Below are 19,301 nucleotides of genomic sequence, written 5' to 3' on the forward strand. Positions count from 1 at the left end.
AAAATGGTTTCAATTAAAGAATATCTAGTAGTTCTACTTCGAAAACTAGTGCTGCAAATGGAGGGATAGCTGCACCAGCGCCACGCTCACCGTACGCAAGGTCTTGTGGTACGTATAGTTTCCACTTAGAACCAACAGGCATTAGTTGTAGTGCTTCTACCCAGCCTTTGATTACGCCTGTAACAGGGAATTCAGCTGGTTGACCGCGAGATACTGAGCTATCGAATACAGTACCGTCAGTTAGCTCACCGTGGTAGTGAACGCGAACTGAGCTTTCTGCTGTTGGAACTGCACCAGTACCTTCAGAAATGATTTCGTACTGAAGGCCAGAGTCTAGAACGTTAACTTCAGGGCGTAGTGCGTTGTCTTTTAGGAACGCTTCGCCTTCTGCTGCTGCAATTTTCGCTGCTTCTTGGCGAGCGGTTTCTGCACGAGTGTGAAGCTCTTGTAGCGCTTTGTTGATTTCATCAATTTCGATTGATGGCATGTCACCAGTTAGTGCTGTTGCAATACCCGCTGCGATAGCATCAACGCTAAGACCTTCAAGACCAGAACCGGCAAGTTGCTGACCCATTTGCAGACCAATGCCGTAGCTTGCTTTTTGTTCTGCAGTTTCAAATTTAATTTCAGACATGAATGTCGCTCTTGTTAGGAGTGATAAAGGTAACAGGATATCAGTTTCGAGCTTAGGTTTAAATGATTGCGACTGAATGCTTAATTGAGGCGGCCAGGGTGTGACTTATCTCTTACTCCAAGTGAAATTTCTGCTAATTTAATCCAAATTCCATTTTAGTTTAGTGAAAAACATATACTCTCCGCGTCGGTATTTTTATACTGGCAGTAGAAGTATTAAGGGACTCATTAAAATGAATCGTCGCAGAAAGAAAAAGCAGCAAGTCGACTATGTCGAATTGGTTAAACAAAAATTCGCTGCTATCGACTGGAAGCAGCCGTTCAACAAAGAGCAATGGTTGGAGCGTATACAGCCTGTTAAGCAGTTTTGGCTGCGCCTACCGAAATTCCATCAACGAGCTTTGATGGTTTTAGTACCATTGATTCTGGTACTCCTTGTTATTCCTTTGCCGAATAAAACAGAACAATCAGTTGAGCAAGCTGAGGTCGATCATCAGCGCGTAGCGATTCAGCTGAACGCACAGAGTTTAAGCCAGCAAAGAACCTCTCAGAATTCTGGGCCGAAATCCGAAGACTGGAAAGAGTACACGGTTAAAAATGGCGACACGTTAGCGCAGGTTTTCAGAAGTAATCAGCTCTCGATGGCGGATCTTAGCGCTCTAGTAAAAATCGAAGGCAGTGATAAGCCGCTGAGCCAAATTAAACAAGGACAATTGATTCGCTTTAAGCTTAGCGATGAAGGCGAGTTGGATATGCTGCAACTAGAAAAAAGCGGCCGGTCCGTCATGTTTTTCCGCTTATCGGATGGGACCTTTGGGCGCAACAAGTAGATGCTTCAAATGAACTAAAGACGCGAAGGTATCGCGTCTTTTTAGTTTATCTATAAATTAGTTAACCTAGCAATGAACGCGTTATATCGCTACGGCTTCTTTTCGCATATCCACATGTGGAATACCATCCTCTAGGTAGCGATCAGAAATAACTTTGAATCCATGACTCGCATAAAACTGGATGAGATGCTCTTGAGCTCCTATATCAATCGTCTGTCCTGGCCACAGTATTTCACACTGTGTTAATGCCTCTTCCAGCAACTTATGTCCCAGACCATTACCACGCGCAGTTTGTTTGGTGACGACTCGACCAATGCTCACATTGTCATACGTCGTGCCAGCGGGTAGCAATCGTGCGCAAGCAACAAGTTCATCACCGTAGTAACCTATTAGATGATAAACACCTTCCAGTGTGTCTTTGCCATCCAGTTCAGGATAAGGGCAGGTTTGTTCAACGACGAATACATCCACACGTAATTTCATCATTGTATACAATTGTGTGGTTGTCAGTTGAGCAAAGGGCAAAGTAATCCAAGTGAGCATGTTGTCATCCGTCATGAGAGTAGAGTGACTGACTTTACTTTGTTTTGTACTCATACTCATTAACAAAGGTTAATTATCACTGGTTTTCCCACCACATCTGGTGATAATGTGCCCTCTTTTCATCTCACCTGAGGATATTCCCGTGAGCAAACAAACTTTTGATCAAGTCGGGCTAAACCCAGCGTTACTCGCCACACTTGATTCCCTGAACTACACCCACATGACGCCAATTCAAGCTTTGAGTTTGCCTGCAATCCTAAAACATCGTGATGTCATCGGGCAGGGTAAAACGGGCTCAGGTAAAACCGCTGCATTTGGTTTGGGTGTTTTATCGAACCTTAACGTCAAACGCTTTCGTGTCCAGTCATTAGTATTGTGTCCAACTCGTGAGCTTGCGGATCAAGTCGCGAAGGAAATTCGTACTTTAGGTCGTGGCATTCATAATATTAAAGTGCTTACTCTCTGCGGTGGGATGCCAATGGGGCCACAAATTGGTTCGCTGGAGCATGGAGCGCATATCCTAGTCGGCACACCTGGCCGTATTTTGGATCACCTTGAGAAAGGCCGCATTAACCTTAGCGAGCTGAATACCTTGGTGTTGGATGAAGCTGATCGCATGTTGGACATGGGTTTCCAAGACGCATTAGATGCGATTATTGATGCAGCGCCAAAGCAGCGTCAAACTCTACTTTTCAGTGCTACTTTCCCGGAGAAAATTGAGCAAATTGCGCAGCGTATTATGCAGACGCCTGAAGTCATTAAGGTGGAATCGACGCACGATACCTCAAGCATTGCTCAGCATTTCTATAAAGTTGAAGGCTCGGAAGCGCGTGATGAAGCGTTGGCGAACTTGCTACTGACTCACCAACCAGAGTCCGCTGTGGTTTTTTGCAATACCAAAAAAGAAGTGCAAAGTGTCGCAGATGAGTTGCATCGCAAAGGGTTCAGCGTTATCGATATCCATGGGGATTTAGAACAGCGTGAACGCGATCAAGCATTGGTGCAGTTTGCTAACAAGAGTGTTTCTATCCTTGTCGCAACAGACGTCGCGGCGCGTGGTTTGGACGTAGATAACCTTGATGCAGTCTTTAACTTTGAGCTATCGCGCGATCCTGAGGTTCATGTACACCGTATCGGTCGTACAGGCCGTGCGGGTAGTAAAGGTTTGGCGTTCAGCTTCTTTGGAGAGAAAGACGGTTTGCGTGTAGCTCGTATTGAAGAATACCTGGATATGGACGTGGTACCAGCAACATTGCCTGCCAAATCAAATCAGCAGCCATACCAAGCGAAGATGGTGACGATTAACATTGATGGCGGTAAGAAACAGAAAGTACGACCGGGTGATATCTTAGGGTGTCTGACGGGGAAAAATGGTATCCTAGGCTCTCAAGTTGGCAAGATTCACCTGTTCCCGATGCGCGCCTACGTTGCGGTCGAGAAGTCAGCTGCCAAAAAGGCCCTACAAACCATTAGTAATGGCAAGATGAAAGGGCGTCAGTTCCGGGCGCGGCTTCTTAAATAGCATAGAAAGGCTCTTCGTTTGAAGAGCCTTTTCTTTTTCGAGTTTATTTGGATGTGTGATCTTTAGTTAAGCGAGCTTTAATTCGGCTCAAACTGATAGGCGTGATCCCAAGATAAGCAGCTATTTGGCTATCGGTAATACGTAGCTTTAAGTCTGGGTAATGGGCGCAAAATAGTTGATATCGTTCCTCTGGGGAGTAGAGCAGCATAAAGCGTTCTTTGTTCTCTTTATTAACCAGTTGGTTTTCGAGTAGCTTTAAGTAAATGGCGTGTTTTTCTGCTCGCCATTGATGCAGCGTTTCAATTGGTAAGCAAAATAGCTGACAAGCGCTCAGCGTTTCCAATAAGTAAGGCGAAGGTTGGTCCTTTATTATGCTCTCAAACCCGATAACCCAGTCCTTCTCCCAATAAAATTCTTTACTGAATTCTTTGCCGTGCTCCGTGAGATAGCTTGCGTGGCATAACCCCTCAATAATGAAGTACAGATGTGAGCTAAACTCCCCTTGGTGATTAAGAATGTGGCGTGTAGGCAGTTCGAGCAACTCACCATTTTCAATAAGTTGGTTTGCTTCTGTCTCTAAAAAGCCATGTTTGACTAAGTCTGAAAAAAGATCGCTGTGCATGTGATAACTCAGAAACGGTTTTCTTTATTCTAACGGGTTTTATTGATAACAAAAAAGCGGCTCATGAGAGCCGCTTAGTGTTGTTGTCAAATCAACCTTATTTATTCAGATCGATTTGATAAATTGCGAAACCAATGTCGTCTGTTGACACGCGTTTCATTGGGTATTGTCCTTTCTCTTTGATGAACTGCGCCGCTTTATCGCTAGGGGAGGTTTCGAAACGAATATCTAGCTTGTTATCGGACTTAATCGGTGCGAAAGACCAGTTGTTGTCAGCGCTTGGTGTCACTTCTCCTTTTTCTTCACTCACGCGAGAAATATAAGTGGCGACGACAGAGCGGTTTTCATCTGGTGCGTCAAATGCAATGAAATCTGGGCCTGTACCAGGGAAAGTATTGCTATAAGCACGGTAGTTATTGGTTGCGATGATGAAATCTTGCTTCGGATTGACAGGCTTACCATTAAACGTCAGATTCACAATGCGCTGAGAATCTGGATTAATCACTTTACAATCCGCATCGTACTTCGGCGGTTGGGTAACGTCGATTTGGTAGTTAACCCCATCAATAACATCGAAGTTGTAAGTACGGAAATTATCCCAATCAATCAAAGATTGCGGTTTAGGATTGTTGATGTCGATGTGGTTGAATTGACCCGCACTGCACTCTAGCCATTCGCGAACTTCTTTACCTTTCACTTTCATCGCAACCAAGGTGTTTGGGTATAAGTAAAGATCGGCCGCATTACGGAAGGTGAGCTGACCGGACTCTACTTCTGTAAAGTTATTCGGATCGTTCTTACGACCGCCGACTTTAAATGGTGCTGCCGCACTCAGTACTGGAATGTCAGAAAGATCTGGGTCGCCTTGAATAAAGCGTTCTACGTAGTCTTTCTGAGCAAGGTTAACGATTTGAATGGTGGGGTCGTCCTGCACTAATGCCAAGAAGCTGTACATGACATCATTTGCTTTGCCGATTGGTTGGTTTACAAATTCACGAGTGCCTTTGTGATCTTCTTCTAACGCTTTCACAATATCTTCATCGGCTTTAGCTAATGACTTCTTATTCACTTTATCGAAGATAGGGCGTGCTTCTGCTTGGCCTTCGACGACTTGCCATCTGCCGTCTTTCTCTTTCAGCATCAAATCCATCACACCTACGTGACTTCCCCAGCGGCCCGGCATCACGGACGTTACACCATTGATGGTCCCTTTATCTATATCAACACCAGGTAGGTTTGCGAAGTCTTTCCCTGGGAAGACCGCGTGAGAGTGGCCAAAAGCAATCGCATCAATACCTTCAACTTCTGTGAGGTAGTAAACTGAGTTTTCAGCGCCAAGCTTGTATGGGTCAGTAGAAATGCCCGAGTGTGGAATCGCCACAATCACGTCTGCGCCTTTTTTCTTCATTTGAGGAATCAGTTTCTCTGCTGTTTCCTTAATGTCTTTAGCAAAGACTTTGCCTTCTAAGTTCTTCTTGTCCCACACCATTATTTGTGGTGGTACAAAGCCGATATAACCCACTTTTATTTGATGCGCTTCGCCGTTTGTGTCTTTAAAGGTGTGGGTTTTGATCAGGTAAGGCTTGAAGTAATGCTCACCGGTTTTTTTATCAAATACGTTTGCGTTGATGTAAGGGAAGTTAGCGCCCGCCAACGTCTTTTGTAGAAAATCTAAGCCATAGTTGAACTCATGATTGCCAATGTTGCCCACATCGTAGTCTAGTTGGTTCATCGCCTTGTAGACTGGGTGGACATCGCCAGCGTTAATCCCTTTCGCCGCCATGTAATCGCCCATTGGGCTGCCCTGAATTAAATCGCCGTTATCTACTAATACCGTGTTTTCTGCCTCGGACTTAGCTTGTTTCACTATTGTTGCTGCGCGACTTAAACCGATTTGCAGTGATGGTTGGTCTTTGTAGTAAGCGTAATCCATCACGTTGGTGTGAATGTCGGTGGTTTCGATAATACGAAGCTTGATGGTATCGGCCATTGCTGGGCCAGCAAGCGTTAGCATGCCACTTAATACTGCGAGGGAAATAGGATGAACTGCCACTTTCATTTGGTGCTCCAATTCAATGATAAGGGGAAATCGTACTGCGTAATGTATCAAACACAGATGCAACTCGATGATAAAGATACAGAAAACTGTGAACATTAATCAGTTTACTGAACCTTATTCATATTAACCGCCGACTTTTTCACGCTTTTGAATGAGACCAAACAAAAACTTCTTAGCAGATTTTTGAATAAAAAATGAAATTTTAGAATTTCAGGTAATATAAACGCCCCGCCATAATGCTTGCATAACGATATCAATGGACGATGAGCAAGCACATGGCAACGAACGATTCAGTCACTTCTTTTCCTAAACCAAAGCCCCGGTTAGTTTCTGACAACCCAGTCGCTGGTGTTACTCGTTTTGCAAAGCAATCGCTACAGCCTGGTGAAGTCGCCTTAGTAGGTGCAGGACCAGGCGATCCTGAACTTCTGACGGTGAAAGCACTGAACTGCTTGCAGCAAGCTGATGTGGTTTTGTACGACTACTTGGTGTCTGAAGAAATCATGGCATTGATTCCAAGCGATACGATTTTGGTGTGCGTTGGGAAGCGAGCTGGGCATCACAGTGTGCCGCAGGAGAAGACGAATCAGCTTTTGGTGGATTTTGCCAAGCAGGGCTACAAAGTAGTGCGCATTAAAGGTGGGGATCCGTTTGTATTCGGTCGTGGTGGTGAAGAGTTAGAAGTGCTTGCTGATGCTGGCGTTCGTTTTCAAGTTGTCCCTGGCATTACCGCAGCAGCTGGCGCAACCGCTTATGCTGGTATTCCACTGACTCATCGTGATTATGCGCAATCGGCCATCTTTGTGACTGGCCACTTGAAAGAAGAAAGTGATGAGATGGATTGGTCCACGTTGGCGCGTGGGAATCAGACTTTAGTGATCTACATGGGGCTGATGAAATCACACTATATTCAGAATCAACTCATTAAGCATGGCCGTTCAGCGTCGACTCCGATTGCCATTATTGAGCGTGGCACGCAGATTCAACAAAAAGTATTTACGGGAGAACTCTCCCAACTCTCTGATTTATCGAAGGAAGCACAGTCGCCATCTTTGATTGTTGTCGGAGAGGTAGTGCGACTGTCTCAAAAGTTAGACTGGTTTTTGTCTAGTACTGAATTCAACAAAAGTGCTATTGCCAACTCCATATAATTTCAGACCAAAGATTAGAGACGTAATGCGCCTTCAAGCTTAAAAAGGAAATACAAAACATGGACCAACAACGTTTAACTCACCTTAAACAACTCGAAGCGGAGAGTATCCACATCATCCGTGAAGTTGCGGCTGAGTTTGATAACCCAGTCATGATGTATTCGATTGGTAAAGACTCATCAGTGATGCTGCACCTAGCGCGTAAAGCTTTTTACCCAGGTAAGATTCCATTTCCATTGCTGCATGTCGACACCGATTGGAAGTTCCGCGAGATGATTGAATTTCGTGATCGCACCGCGGCCAAATACGGTTTTGAGCTTTTGGTACATAAGAATCCAGAAGGTCTAGCCATGGGCTGTAGTCCGTTTGTTCATGGTTCTTCTAAGCACACTGACATCATGAAGACTCAAGGCTTAAAACAAGCGCTTAACAAGTACGGTTTTGATGCGGCCTTTGGTGGCGCGCGCCGCGATGAAGAGAAATCACGGGCGAAAGAGCGCGTGTATTCATTCCGCGATAAGAACCATACATGGGACCCTAAAAACCAACGTCCTGAGCTATGGAAGACCTACAACGGTCAGGTCAATAAGGGTGAGAGCATTCGTGTATTCCCACTGTCTAACTGGACTGAGCTTGATATCTGGCAATACATCTATTTAGAAAACATCGAGATCGTGCCGCTTTACCTCGCGGACAAACGCCCAGTTGTTGAACGCGATGGCATGCTGATCATGGTTGATGATGATCGTATGGAGCTTCAACCGGGTGAAGTGATTGAAGAGAAGAGTGTGCGCTTCCGTACCCTTGGTTGTTATCCATTGACTGGTGCCATCGAGTCTGAAGCAAACACTTTAACTGGCATTATTGAAGAGATGCTGGTGGCAACGTCGAGTGAGCGCCAAGGCCGAGCGATCGACCACGATCAGTCAGGATCGATGGAGCTTAAGAAACGTCAAGGTTACTTCTAAAGGATCTAAGGAAAGATAATGAACAGTGCAGTTGAAGCTCAATTAGCCGAGCTTGGTATCGAAGGCTATTTAACACAACACCAGTACAAGTCGTTACTTAGATTCTTGACTTGTGGCTCGGTGGATGACGGTAAAAGTACATTAATTGGTCGCTTACTCCATGACTCAAAACAAATTTATGAAGATCAGCTAGCGGCAGTGCATTCAGACAGCCAACGTGTGGGCACCACGGGTGAAAAGCCTGACCTTGCGTTGTTGGTCGATGGCTTACAAGCTGAGCGCGAGCAGGGGATCACGATTGATGTGGCTTACCGCTATTTCTCGACGCAGAAACGTAAATTCATCATTGCAGATACTCCTGGACACGAGCAGTACACACGTAACATGGCTACAGGTGCATCGACTTGTGACTTAGCTGTGATTCTGGTTGATGCACGTAAGGGCATTCTCGATCAAACTCGTCGTCACTCTTTCATTTCCAACCTGTTGGGTTTGAAGCACTTTGTTGTGGCGATCAACAAGATGGACTTAGTGGATTACTCCCAAGAGCGCTTTGAAGAGATCCGCGATGAGTATCTGAAGTTCTCTGAGAATCTGACTGGGGATATTGATATTCAAATCATCCCGATCTCAGCGCTTGAAGGGGACAATGTGGTGGATAAAGGCCAAAACCTGACTTGGTTTAAAGGCCCATCATTGCTTGAGCTTCTTGAAACGGTCGATGTGGATCAAGAAAAAGGCGCGGGTGAATTCCGCTTCCCTGTGCAATACGTTAATCGTCCTAACCTCGATTTCCGTGGTTTTGCGGGGACCATTTCTTCTGGTTCGATCAAAGTCGGTGATGCCATTAAAGCATTGCCATCGGGTAAAACGTCAACTGTGGCACGTATTGTGACCTTTGATGGTGATATCGAAGAAGCTCGTGCTGGATTAGCTGTCACTCTGACGCTAAGCGATGAGATCGATATTAGCCGTGGCGACTTAATTGTTCTAGATAATGCTCAAGTGGAAACCACAAACCATTTGCTTGCCGATGTGGTGTGGATGACTGAGCAACCCCTGCAACCGGGTCGTGACTATGACATCAAAATCGCAGGTAAGAAAACCGTAGGTCATGTTGAAGCGATTCGTCATCAATATGACATTAATAATCTCTCGACTCATAGCTCGGCAGAGCTGCCATTGAATGGTATTGGTTTGTGTGAATGGTCTCTTAATGAGTCAGTAGCGCTGGACAATTATCAAGACTGTGCAGATACCGGTGGCTTTATCATTATCGATCGTCTGACAAACGTGACGGTTGGTGCTGGCATGGTTAAAGAGAGCCTCGCCGTGGTTGAGCGCGATTTGACGGACATCTCTGCGTTTGAAGTTGAGCTTAATGCGCTTGTCCGTAAACACTTCCCACACTGGGAAGCAAAAGACGTCAGCCAGTTTCTGAAAAAGTAACTGGCTTACCCAAGTACGATAATTTCAGGCTCTGTCTGCTGTTGTACTTGGGGCGTCGCTACCTAACTGAATTGCGAAATGTCGTTAGGTATTCTCCTAATACCAGAGTGCTTCGGTGGAGCCCAAGAAAACCGAGCATTCTGATGTTCTTTTCGCTTGCGCTGATTTTTGTCTGTTTACTCGTTTGTCGGTGTCTCATGGATAAATGAGTCGTTGTTGTGCTCTTTAGGGCTATTTGGTAAGGAAAGGCTATGTGGGAACAAGGGTTTGTGTTAGCGATTTTGCTTGGCATTATCACTTGCTTGCTTGTCACGAAAATTAAGCCTAGTTATGTCTTTGCGGGTGCCGCTTTTATTGCATTCATGGCTGGGATGATGGATTCAGCCACTATCGCATCCAATTTTACCAACTCTTCATTGTTAACCCTGGTTCTATTGATTCTTGCATCCTGTGCTCTAGAAAAAACACTGCTGATCAGTTGGGTGAGCCGAAGTATCTCTGAGGGCCAGTTAGGCAGCGTGATTGCTAAGCTCGGTGTGTCGACCGCCTTGCTTTCTTCATTTACGAATAATACCGCTGTGGTTGTCTCATTGATTGGGGCGATTAAGCGTAATCAGCAGCATGCACCTTCGAAATTACTTATTCCCTTGTCTTACGCCGCCATTTTTGGTGGCACGTTAACTTTGATTGGTACGTCGACTAACTTAATCATCAACAGCTTTGTCGAAGACGCAGGCTTACCGAGCCTGAGCTTTTTTACACCCACGATGATAGGTTTGGCTGTGCTGGTGGGAGGGATGCTGATTCTTATCCCGCTCAGCTACTTGCTACCGAATTATGATGATCAAAACCAAGAAGATTTACCTTACTTTCTTGAGTCTCGCGTTGAGCCAGGCTCACCGTTAGTTGGGCGTACGATCAGCGAGAATAATTTACGTGCGCTGCGCAAACTGTTTCTTGCAGAAGTGGTGCGCGATGGTGTTACTGTTTCTTCTGTGGGACCGGATTTTGTGCTCAATGCAAAAGACCGCCTGTTATTTTGTGGCGATGTTGAGAGCGTCGCGACCCTGCAAGAAATTCCGGGCCTCAAGTTGTTTGGTCAGCAGCACTTAAATGGGCAAAACTTTATCGAAGTTGTGGTGAGCTCGTCGGCGACGTTTTGCTACAAAACCCTCAAAGAGAGCCGATTCCGCGACCGATTCGATGCCGTTGTTGTGGCGATTCGCCGAGGCCACGAACGCCTAGAAGGTGGCTTGGGTAGCATTACCTTAGCGCCAGGGGACACGTTAGTTCTGGTTCCAGGCAAGCGTTTTGAGTCTGAACGCCGAGCTCATCGTAAAGAGTTTGTTTTAGTGCATGACTTGGACTCTAGCGCTCGGCTTGATACTAATAAGTCTTCCATTGTATTACTGGGCTTTGCAGCCGTAATTGGATGCGCTCTATTAGAGTTAGTACCGATTATTAAAGGTCTAGCTGCGTACCTTATCGCGCTTATTGCGTTTGGTATTGTGCAGATTTCAGAACTGCGCCGCCGTTTTCCGATTGATATCGTCGTGATTGTCGGTTCCGCTTTGTCTATTGCTCAACTGATGATCTCTTCTGGATTGTCAGAAAGAATGGGAGTGATGTTTATTGAAGCGTTTAATGGCTGGGGAGTATTTGGTGCCTTGGTGGCGACTTACATCATGACATTGGTACTCACTGAATTGGTGACAAACAATGCCGCGGCTGCGCTTTCTTTTCCTATCGGCTATAGCATGGCGGTGGGTTATGGCGTGGATCCGATGCCATTCATCATGGCGGTTTTGTTCGGCGCGAGTGCGAGCTTTATCTCTCCCTACGGTTACCAAACTAACCTGCTGGTGTACAGCGTAGGAAATTACAAATTGACCGACTACGTGAGAATTGGAGTGCCAATTTCGATTGTGTACTCTGTATTAGTACTTACTTTGATCCCGGTCTTTTTCCCGTTTTAATTCCGATATTTACAAGGATACGTTATGACTGCCGAAACGACGGTAAAAGATGAAAACATTGTTTGGCACCAGCATTCGGTTGATAAACAGTTTCGTGCTGAATTAAAGAAGCAAAAACCTGCCGTATTGTGGTTCACTGGTTTATCTGGAGCGGGTAAATCAACCGTAGCTGGGGCGTTGGAAAATCGCCTTGCAGCATTGGGTTACCACACCTATTTATTGGATGGTGACAATGTACGACATGGTTTGTGTAGCGATTTAGGTTTTTCTGAACAGGACCGTCGCGAGAACATTCGTCGCATTGGTGAACTGGCGAAGTTGATGGCAGATGCGGGTTTAATTGTTCTGTCGGCGTTTATTTCACCGCATCGTGCAGAGCGGAAGTTAGTGCGCGATTTATTGCCAGAAGGCGAGTTTATCGAAGTGTATGTCAATGCATCTCTAGAGGTTTGCGAAGGTCGAGATCCTAAGGGTTTATACCGTAAAGCCCGTGCGGGAGAGATTCCTAATTTCACTGGTATTGATTCGGAATATCAAGCGCCAGAGAACCCTGAAATCGATTTGCCCGCGGGAGAAAAGAGTGTCGATGAGCTGGTGGATTTGTGCTTAATCGATCTTAAACAACGCGGTGTGATTCGATAAAAAAGCATTTAGATCATAGGTGACCTAAAGCTCTTTGAGCAGCTTGAGAAGTATTTGGATCATAGGTGAACAAATGCTTCTCAAGCTGGCTAGACGGTATGATGAACCGTACTTTTAGCTTCACTATGGACACTAAACCTATGATTTAACAGTGCAAGCATTTGATCGTAGTATTCGGCATGTGGTTTGTTTCCGAGTAAGGTACAGAGCTCATTACCTGTCGGTGTGAAGCGGTAATATAAAAGGCGGACACCTTTGCTGTTTACGTTCAGTGATAAGTTTTTACCTTGGTAGGTGAGGACCAACGGTGTCTCGATACTAATTTCGCCAGATTCAAGTTCGGCACTGTGCAGCAGCCCTAATTCAATTAAGAGCAACAAGCTTGAATACGGCAGTTGAAAACTTCCCATATTTAGGCTGTTAGCGACGTCTCGCTTGCCGAAGCTAAATATGCCTCCTTGCGCTTTGTAACCAATCAGCAGTTTTCTGCTGTGATCCCCTCCAAAACTGCACGCTAAAGAGGCGGCTCTTTGCAGAGTTTGTGCTTCCTTTGGTGACATATCCTTGAGGGTTTTCAACGCTTTCATGGACGTTGAACCCGGATTGGTCACTTCACGCTTCATCACTTGAGCCCATAGCTTTTGCATCGCGCTGTTATGGATGTCTTGAGCCATCTCAAAAAATCGATGCAACCAATCTTGGTCTGGCTCTCCCGCTGTCTCATCTCGGCATGAACTGTGCGCTAATTTTAAAATCTGTTCTAAGTTTTTTTGTCGCTGTTCTTGGCGTCTTTGCTCTCGCAATTGGGCTCTTTCAAACGCAGATTTGGCTGGCGGTTCGGTTTGCAGTAAGGCGTCAAGACCGTGTATTTGGGCTATGGTTTTTACCTTACTAGCACTGTCTTTTATGTAGCCTTGTTTCTTTTCTTGTTGCGTATTTTTTTTTGTGTCTGACTGATGTTCGATGACAACAGGTTGCTTTGTCGGGTCTGCCATTCGTTTTCCTACCAAGAACTGCGCGGTTCGCACGTTTAAATTTACACCTTATCTGACCAAGCGACCAGACAGGAGTTCTCAGTTTTTGAACGAATAGGGCTATTCAAAATGATAATGAGTTGTTAAAATTGTTATCGTTATTTTGGAGGGGCTATGAAGTTCTCAGAAGCAGGTAAACTCAAAAAGCACCTGTCGATAGCGTTTCTTTTGGTTATTTATGTGGGCGTATTAGCGTATTTATCTCGTTATATCGTGTAGCACAAAGCTAAAAAAGGCGCCAGTGTGACGCCTTAGGTGTAGCGAGGCTTATCGACGACTTAAATTACATATCGTCGTAGGCTTCTATTTCTGATCCCTCAATAACGTAAGCCGTTTCTGCCAGTTCGTGGTTTATCGTCTCGGTTTTCAACGTTCCAACCACATATATAACATCCCACAACTCTTGAACAGGCGCGCCTTTCGGAAACTTCACGTAAATGATCTGGTTTGGAGGCGGTGGTGGCACGTGAATACAAGCTCCAAAATATGGCACCAATAAAAATTCGGTGACGGTATCGGCATCACCTTCAAGTGGGATAACAAACCCTGGAATTTTAACTTGGCTTCCGTTCAGTTCTGGTCGAACGTTACCAATCTTGGACTGCTGGGCTGCGCCACCACTGTGATCAGATGCAGGCATGCCTATACTGTCGAACAATTTACGCTCTTTTTCTGGAACAAGGTCAATCCAGTCAAGCTTTAATGGTTCTTCGCTGGCCATAACAGGCGCTGTGAATGCGACGACCAGCAAGCAACTTGCGAGTATTTTTTTCCACATTTTATTAAATCCTTATTGTCATTCCGTCACTCAGTGACTGTCGGTAGGCGCGGAGTGCGGGAATGAAACCAATCACAATACCAGCGCATTGTACGAAACCTAATAGCATCCACTCATAAGTAGATAAGATGCTTAAGGTGAGATGTATTCCATAGTGCTGTTGGATGATCGGCTGCGCGATAGCCAGAATGGCATACAGCCCAGTAACGCCAGTAATAATACCAGCAGCAGTGAGCAAGCTAGCTTCACTAATTAATAGTGAGAAAACATGACGAGGCCTTGCTCCCATGGCACGCAAAATCGCCATTTCACGGCGGCGTTCCTGTAGGCTAGTTAATAGACTGCTTAACATACCTAACAATCCTGCAATCACGACAAAACCAGATACTGCCATTAGGGCTTGCTCTGCAACCGACATCATTCCCCATAACTCATGCAACGCAACGCCGGGCATAATGGCGCTAAGCGGCTCTTTGGGGTAGGTGTTAATTTGTCTTTGCAGGGCGAAAGTTTGAATACGAGATTTCAAACCAACGAGCATAGCGGTAATTTGTTTGGGCTGAAAGTCTCTGTTTTTGAGATCTTGTGCCTTGGGTGTCGGGCCCAAACGCGCACCACTTTCCCACCCAACGTGAATGGCTTCGATGGCTTCCAATGATACATGGACAGTTTTGTCGACTGGTGTTCCTGTAGGAGCAAGGATACCGACAACTTTAAATGGCAGATTGTCATGACGGCTAAAGCCAACGTCGCTAATGCCGTGGGCAATGATGATTTCGCTACCGATATCATAACCAAGTTGTTTAGCGACATCAGAACCTAGCACGGTTTCAAATAAACCATTGAATTCTCTACCCTTGCCAAATGTTAGTGGTTGCTTACTTCCAAACTTGTAATGCTCAAAGTAACTGTGATTGGTTCCCATAACTCGGAAGCCTTTATGCGAGTCGCCAAGCGAGATTGGAATAGCCCAATCGACTGAACGATGATTGGCAAACTCTTGGTAGCTTTTCCAATCGATGTTGTTGGTCGCATTACCAATACGAAACACAGAATAGAGCAATAGGTTCACTTGCCCAGAGCGTCCACCAATAATGAGGTCTGTGCCTGAAATTGTATTGGCGAAGCTATCCTTGGCTTGAGTTCGGATACGCTCGACGCCCAAGAGGAGTACCACTGAAATCGCAACTGTCATGATGGTTAGAATTGCCGTCGCTTTGCGGTTCATCAAGCTTTTCCAGGCGAGCTTTACAACAGCACTCATGATATGGCTCCTAGGCTAGATACTTGATTAATGTCGGGTAGATTGAGCGTGCGATCGAATAAGGGTTCGAGTGTTGGGTCGTGGCTAACGAATACCAGTGTGGCATTGGCTTGATTCGCTTGCTCCATAAGGAGCTCAATAAATGCCTTACGATTGTCATAGTCTAAAGCTGAGGTTGGTTCGTCAGCGATCACTAACTCTGGATGTCCTATCAGAGCTCGAGCCGCAGCCACACGTTGTTGTTGACCAATACTCAATTCAGAGACAGGGCGTGTATGAAGCTCGTTTGGCAAGTGCAGTCGTTCTAGTAGGGCCTGAGCCTGTTCATTTAACGTTTGAGATGAGGCACCTAAATGGGCACGGTCACGTCGTATTTTACTGAACTGACATGGCAATAATACGTTTTCAAGTACGTTAAGGTACGGCAATAAATTGAACTGTTGAAAGATGTAGCCAATATGATTGGCGCGAAAGAGGTCTCTCTGACTGGCACTGAAACTAGCAAGGTCAGTATCGAGTACAGATAGAGAGCCTGAAGTTAATGTGTTAATCCCCGTCAACAAAGCGAGCAAGGTCGATTTACCGCAGCCACTTGGACCTTTGATAAACACATGCTCGCCTTGTGTAATGTGTAATTTGGGGATGTGGATGGTTGCGTTGGTTGAACCGGGCCAGAAAAATTGGGCATCCTCTAGCTCGACAACATTTGGTGTGGTTTCAGTCATATTAAATCACCAAAGCTGTGGCGTGTAAGTGGGTACTTACACGCCACTCGTGTTATTTGATTACGATTTGGGTGTTATCTTTGCTTAATTTAATTGCTGATTGCATGGTATCAGTGAATATATTGACGCTGATGGACTCTGTAGTTGGGAATTGGTTAAACCAATCGGTTTGGATTTGGCTAAGCTGATTAACTTGTTCGCAATTGAAGCGATATTGCACCGAAAATTCACCGTGACCGCCATGATCGTGCGCCTCATCATGATCGTCATGTTTATCATGATGTTCATTATGATCATGGTGTTCGTGCCCTTCATGATCGTGATGTGCATGGTCATCATGGTCGTGCTCACTATGATCATGTTCCTCATGAGTTTCGCTTAGGTTGTGGCTCACGTAAGCTTCTTCAACATTACAATCAGCTTGTGAGTTAATAGCGAACAATGCGTTGCTGTCTTCGAGTGTAGCGACGGCTTGTTTAAGCGCTTGCTCTTGTTGCGCGTTTTCTGGAGCATGTTCGAAACCCACAACATCAGCTCCAGGAGCTGTAATCTCTACTAACAGATCTTTGCCATCTTGGGCGATATTAAACTCGACGTGACCATGCACATGAGCACCATGCTGGCGGTATTCGTTTGCATTCGCTGCTGTCGATAAAGTGAGGCCAATAGCAAGGGCTAAAACGTGTTTTGATGACATTGTATTTTTCCTAATTTTACTGGCATTAACCAAAGGCGGTATTGCTCAGATTCGAGTTTCACTAAGTTATTGTTCCCTGACACACTAGGTGCGGAAATGAACTCAATAATTTTGAGTGTGGAATAGTTTGGAAATTAAGCAAAATAAGGAGGGGCACGAGCAGCGCCAAGAACTTCTTCGCCGTACACGAGATGCAAAAAAACATGATGATGCTGGGCGCGCGTAAAAGTCGGTGTAGAGAGGGTAGGTTGTACCTTTGCTATACCGTGCTGAACACCAGAAAATAATTGGCAATGATGATGGGTATGATGGTCGGGCGTCAGATCGACCTGATGAAGTACAACCGCAAAGTTCCAAGCGATCAGCAACGCAACACTGAAAAATAAAGCAGTGCGATACCAATATCTTAGTGTTTTTTGCTGGTGGTGGTACATCTGAGCTCCTCTTACCGACTGTTATAATATAACACCCATAATGAATAAAAGTTCACTCTTTTGTTGGCTAGCAGAAAAATTTAACTCCACACATACGTGCCGAAAAATATTGGTAATACTCTCTGTGGAAGTGTCGCACTTATAAAGAGCAGAGTTGTCACTGCCCATGCTTCTAATCAAATTCATATAGCTCCTTACAACAAGAACAAGGAGCCATTCAATGAAGCTAGATGTTCTGTTTAATAAGCTCAATGACTTTTGTTATCTCATCTTGCTCAAGTGCGCCCTCTTTGACAAACAGAACTTTGCCCGTTTTGTCTTGAACAATAATGGCCGAGCTTTCTTCTTTCAGGTCCCAAGTATTAGCAACTACGCCATTTTCATCAAGAACCATGGATGACCAAGGAAACTCTTTTTTGCTGTCTTGAGCTGAAGACTTCACGAACGAGCCTGTCCCCCAAATTGCATCATCTTGGTTGATGATAGTCGTGGTCTGGTAGCTTTCTTGTGGAAAATTTGCCGCTGTTATTGCCGACATTAAAGGGGCATTCATCTCTTTTGAACTGCTACGGCCTGCGATGGCTTGAATAACACGAACTTTGCCTTGCATATGTTGAGTTGCCCAGGGTTGGTATGCAACGCCTTCGCCTTGTAAAACAATCTCGCCGTAAGCGGCAACATTGACAGGAGGAACGCTTTTTCCTACTGACAAGTTGTGTGCAAAGGTCAAGCTTGGCGTTAAGGCCAGTAGTAGAGCTAGGAGAGTCTTAGTTTTCATATTGTTATATTCCGTACGAGGTTTGGAAGCTTCCAGTATATATCCAGATCTTAGAAATTTGTAGGACCGTTTATAACATTTATTTAACGTATGGAGTGGTGTAATCTTGCGTTATATTTAGAATTTGCTAAAATGAGTTCCGTCGCAAATTGCGCATTAAGATTGCAGAGGAAAAATAAGCAATCCGTGTTTTCTCAAAGGAATTGAGGTGAGTTATGCTACGTGAGTTTGCTGTATATCGACCATTACAAGTGGCCCGTTTTGTTAAAACGTTGTTCAAAGGTCAGTTTTTTATTGTCGGGGTTGGTTGTTTTCAGTTCGACAATGGCAAAGTGTTACTACCTGACGTCAACGATCATAAAAGGCTCACCATCTTTAAAGAAGTCAACCAAGTGATAGCATCATTATCGGCTTAGTTAGCTTGGTACCCACTTAGATTTAGAAAAGAGCGACCATATCGGTCGCTCTTTTTGTTGCTGGCTAGGTTTATCCTTGGAGGCTTGGTGGGAAGCAAACTCCCGTTCCTCCGATACCACAGTAACCATCAGGGTTTTTCGCCAAATATTGCTGGTGGTAGGTTTCCGCAAAGTAATACGGACCTGCTGGTTGTATTTCGGTGGTGATGTTCGCGCGCTGCTCTTCTTGTAGTGCTTGCTGATACAAGAGTTTCGATTTCTCTGCGCTCTCGAGCTGCTCCGTCGAATAAGTGTAAATTGCAGAACGATATTGAGTACCTAAGTCGTTACCTTGACGCATTCCCTGAGTTGGGTCGTGTTTTTCCCAAAAAACAGCCAGTAGCTTTTCTAATGAGATGACGCGTTCATCGAAAACGACTCGAACGACTTCTGTATGACCCGTTTTACCCGTACAGACTTCTTCATAGGTGGGATTGGCTGTGTACCCCCCAGCGTAACCGACCGAAGTAGATACAACGCCGTCGAGTTGCCAAAATACGCGCTCAGCGCCCCAAAAACAGCCCATTCCGAGCAAAATCTGCTGTTGGTGTAACGCCAGAGGCGCCTTTAGGTTAGATTTGTTTACAAAATGATGATCGTCAATCTGCATTGGTTGATCTCTACCTGGCAAGGCATCTTCTATACTGATCAATGTTTGTTTGTTGAGCATGGTATTTATCCTTCAATACGTGTCTTAAATTTGCGAACTTTTTCATTTCGTCTGTATCTGATGCTGTGATG

The 19,301-nt window shown here is 45.2% G+C and carries 20 protein-coding genes; 8 read left to right on the forward strand and 12 right to left on the reverse strand.

All coding sequences use genetic code 11. The annotated features are described in order from the left end of the window. Positions 1 to 13: 13 nt before the first annotated feature. A complete protein-coding gene (locus tag R7P36_RS10875; RefSeq protein ID WP_005392370.1) occupies positions 14 to 634 on the reverse strand; it encodes an FKBP-type peptidyl-prolyl cis-trans isomerase in 621 nt (206 codons plus the stop codon). 232 nt (positions 635 to 866) lie between these two features. Between R7P36_RS10875 and R7P36_RS10880 the strand changes: the two genes are divergently transcribed. After that, positions 867 to 1,463, forward strand: coding sequence for a LysM-like peptidoglycan-binding domain-containing protein (locus R7P36_RS10880; RefSeq protein ID WP_046874056.1), 597 nt, complete (start codon positions 867 to 869; stop codon positions 1,461 to 1,463). An 81-nt stretch (positions 1,464 to 1,544) separates the two neighbouring features. On the opposite strand, the gene R7P36_RS10885 is transcribed toward R7P36_RS10880, so the two are convergent. Then, a complete protein-coding gene (locus R7P36_RS10885) occupies positions 1,545 to 2,006 on the reverse strand; it encodes a GNAT family N-acetyltransferase (protein ID WP_318122151.1) in 462 nt (153 codons plus the stop codon). 142 nt (positions 2,007 to 2,148) lie between these two features. On the opposite strand from R7P36_RS10885, the gene dbpA reads away from it, so the two are divergent. Next, entirely contained in the window at positions 2,149 to 3,528 is a 1,380-nt protein-coding gene (gene dbpA, locus R7P36_RS10890) for an ATP-dependent RNA helicase DbpA (RefSeq protein ID WP_301578031.1), read from the forward strand. A gap of 43 nt (positions 3,529 to 3,571) precedes the next feature. Here the strand turns inward: dbpA and R7P36_RS10895 are convergent, their stop codons facing one another. After that, on the reverse strand, positions 3,572 to 4,150 hold the full coding sequence (locus R7P36_RS10895; protein ID WP_318074011.1) for a Crp/Fnr family transcriptional regulator: 579 nt from the start codon (positions 4,148 to 4,150) through the stop codon (positions 3,572 to 3,574). A gap of 97 nt (positions 4,151 to 4,247) precedes the next feature. After that, a complete protein-coding gene (gene cpdB, locus R7P36_RS10900) occupies positions 4,248 to 6,209 on the reverse strand; it encodes a 2',3'-cyclic-nucleotide 2'-phosphodiesterase (protein ID WP_318122138.1) in 1,962 nt (653 codons plus the stop codon). 275 nt (positions 6,210 to 6,484) lie between these two features. Here cpdB and cobA point away from each other — a divergent pair, with 275 nt between their 5' ends. The 5 genes from cobA to cysC all read left to right on the forward strand — a co-directional run bounded on the left by cobA (position 6,485) and on the right by cysC (position 12,395). Continuing rightward, positions 6,485 to 7,360 carry a uroporphyrinogen-III C-methyltransferase gene (gene cobA, locus R7P36_RS10905; protein WP_031780800.1) on the forward strand — a complete coding sequence of 292 codons (876 nt, stop codon included), beginning with the start codon at positions 6,485 to 6,487 and terminating at the stop codon, positions 7,358 to 7,360. A gap of 59 nt (positions 7,361 to 7,419) precedes the next feature. Then, a complete protein-coding gene (gene cysD, locus R7P36_RS10910) occupies positions 7,420 to 8,328 on the forward strand; it encodes a sulfate adenylyltransferase subunit CysD (protein ID WP_005379592.1) in 909 nt (302 codons plus the stop codon). A gap of 18 nt (positions 8,329 to 8,346) precedes the next feature. Beyond that, positions 8,347 to 9,777 carry a sulfate adenylyltransferase subunit CysN gene (cysN, locus tag R7P36_RS10915; protein WP_017633444.1) on the forward strand — a complete coding sequence of 477 codons (1,431 nt, stop codon included), beginning with the start codon at positions 8,347 to 8,349 and terminating at the stop codon, positions 9,775 to 9,777. Positions 9,778 to 10,028: 251 nt separating this feature from the next. Continuing rightward, a complete protein-coding gene (locus R7P36_RS10920; RefSeq protein WP_005379596.1) occupies positions 10,029 to 11,753 on the forward strand; it encodes an SLC13 family permease in 1,725 nt (574 codons plus the stop codon). Between the two features lie 24 nt (positions 11,754 to 11,777). Continuing rightward, positions 11,778 to 12,395, forward strand: coding sequence for an adenylyl-sulfate kinase (cysC, locus tag R7P36_RS10925; RefSeq protein ID WP_005379598.1), 618 nt, complete (start codon positions 11,778 to 11,780; stop codon positions 12,393 to 12,395). A gap of 89 nt (positions 12,396 to 12,484) precedes the next feature. On the opposite strand, the gene R7P36_RS10930 is transcribed toward cysC, so the two are convergent. From R7P36_RS10930 to R7P36_RS10960, 7 genes are all read right to left on the reverse strand, one after another. Beyond that, positions 12,485 to 13,390: a TIGR03899 family protein gene (locus R7P36_RS10930; protein WP_005379599.1), complete on the reverse strand. Its 906-nt coding sequence runs from the start codon at positions 13,388 to 13,390 to the stop codon at positions 12,485 to 12,487. A 322-nt stretch (positions 13,391 to 13,712) separates the two neighbouring features. Beyond that, entirely contained in the window at positions 13,713 to 14,207 is a 495-nt protein-coding gene (locus R7P36_RS10935) for a DUF3299 domain-containing protein (protein WP_005379600.1), read from the reverse strand. A gap of 4 nt (positions 14,208 to 14,211) precedes the next feature. Next, the gene (locus R7P36_RS10940) at positions 14,212 to 15,471 is read right to left on the reverse strand and encodes an ABC transporter permease (RefSeq protein WP_053306844.1); all 1,260 of its coding nucleotides are present in this window, start codon (positions 15,469 to 15,471) and stop codon (positions 14,212 to 14,214) included. After that, the gene (locus R7P36_RS10945; RefSeq protein ID WP_318122139.1) at positions 15,468 to 16,196 is read right to left on the reverse strand and encodes an ABC transporter ATP-binding protein; all 729 of its coding nucleotides are present in this window, start codon (positions 16,194 to 16,196) and stop codon (positions 15,468 to 15,470) included. The genes R7P36_RS10940 and R7P36_RS10945 overlap by 4 nt, the downstream gene beginning before the upstream one ends. Before the next feature lie 52 nt (positions 16,197 to 16,248). Then, the gene (gene zrgA / locus R7P36_RS10950; protein WP_213899437.1) at positions 16,249 to 16,893 is read right to left on the reverse strand and encodes a zinc uptake protein ZrgA; all 645 of its coding nucleotides are present in this window, start codon (positions 16,891 to 16,893) and stop codon (positions 16,249 to 16,251) included. Positions 16,894 to 17,027: 134 nt separating this feature from the next. Then, entirely contained in the window at positions 17,028 to 17,327 is a 300-nt protein-coding gene (locus R7P36_RS10955; RefSeq protein ID WP_005379608.1) for a DUF2607 family protein, read from the reverse strand. A gap of 226 nt (positions 17,328 to 17,553) precedes the next feature. Continuing rightward, complete coding sequence (locus R7P36_RS10960; protein WP_053349700.1) at positions 17,554 to 18,105, reverse strand: YtfJ family protein; 552 nt, start codon at positions 18,103 to 18,105, stop codon at positions 17,554 to 17,556. Positions 18,106 to 18,320: 215 nt separating this feature from the next. Between R7P36_RS10960 and R7P36_RS10965 the strand changes: the two genes are divergently transcribed. Continuing rightward, positions 18,321 to 18,521, forward strand: coding sequence for a DUF1107 domain-containing protein (locus R7P36_RS10965; RefSeq protein ID WP_005379612.1), 201 nt, complete (start codon positions 18,321 to 18,323; stop codon positions 18,519 to 18,521). A 70-nt stretch (positions 18,522 to 18,591) separates the two neighbouring features. Here R7P36_RS10965 and msrA read toward each other — a convergent pair whose 3' ends face one another. Next, positions 18,592 to 19,230 (reverse strand): peptide-methionine (S)-S-oxide reductase MsrA, encoded by a 639-nt coding sequence (msrA, locus tag R7P36_RS10970; RefSeq protein ID WP_213899438.1) that lies wholly within the window; start codon positions 19,228 to 19,230, stop codon positions 18,592 to 18,594. Positions 19,231 to 19,301: the final 71 nt, after the last annotated feature.

The sequence above is a fragment of the Vibrio sp. 397 genome (genome assembly GCF_033339395.1).
In the GTDB taxonomy this organism is placed as follows: Bacteria; Pseudomonadota; Gammaproteobacteria; order Enterobacterales; family Vibrionaceae; genus Vibrio; species Vibrio alginolyticus.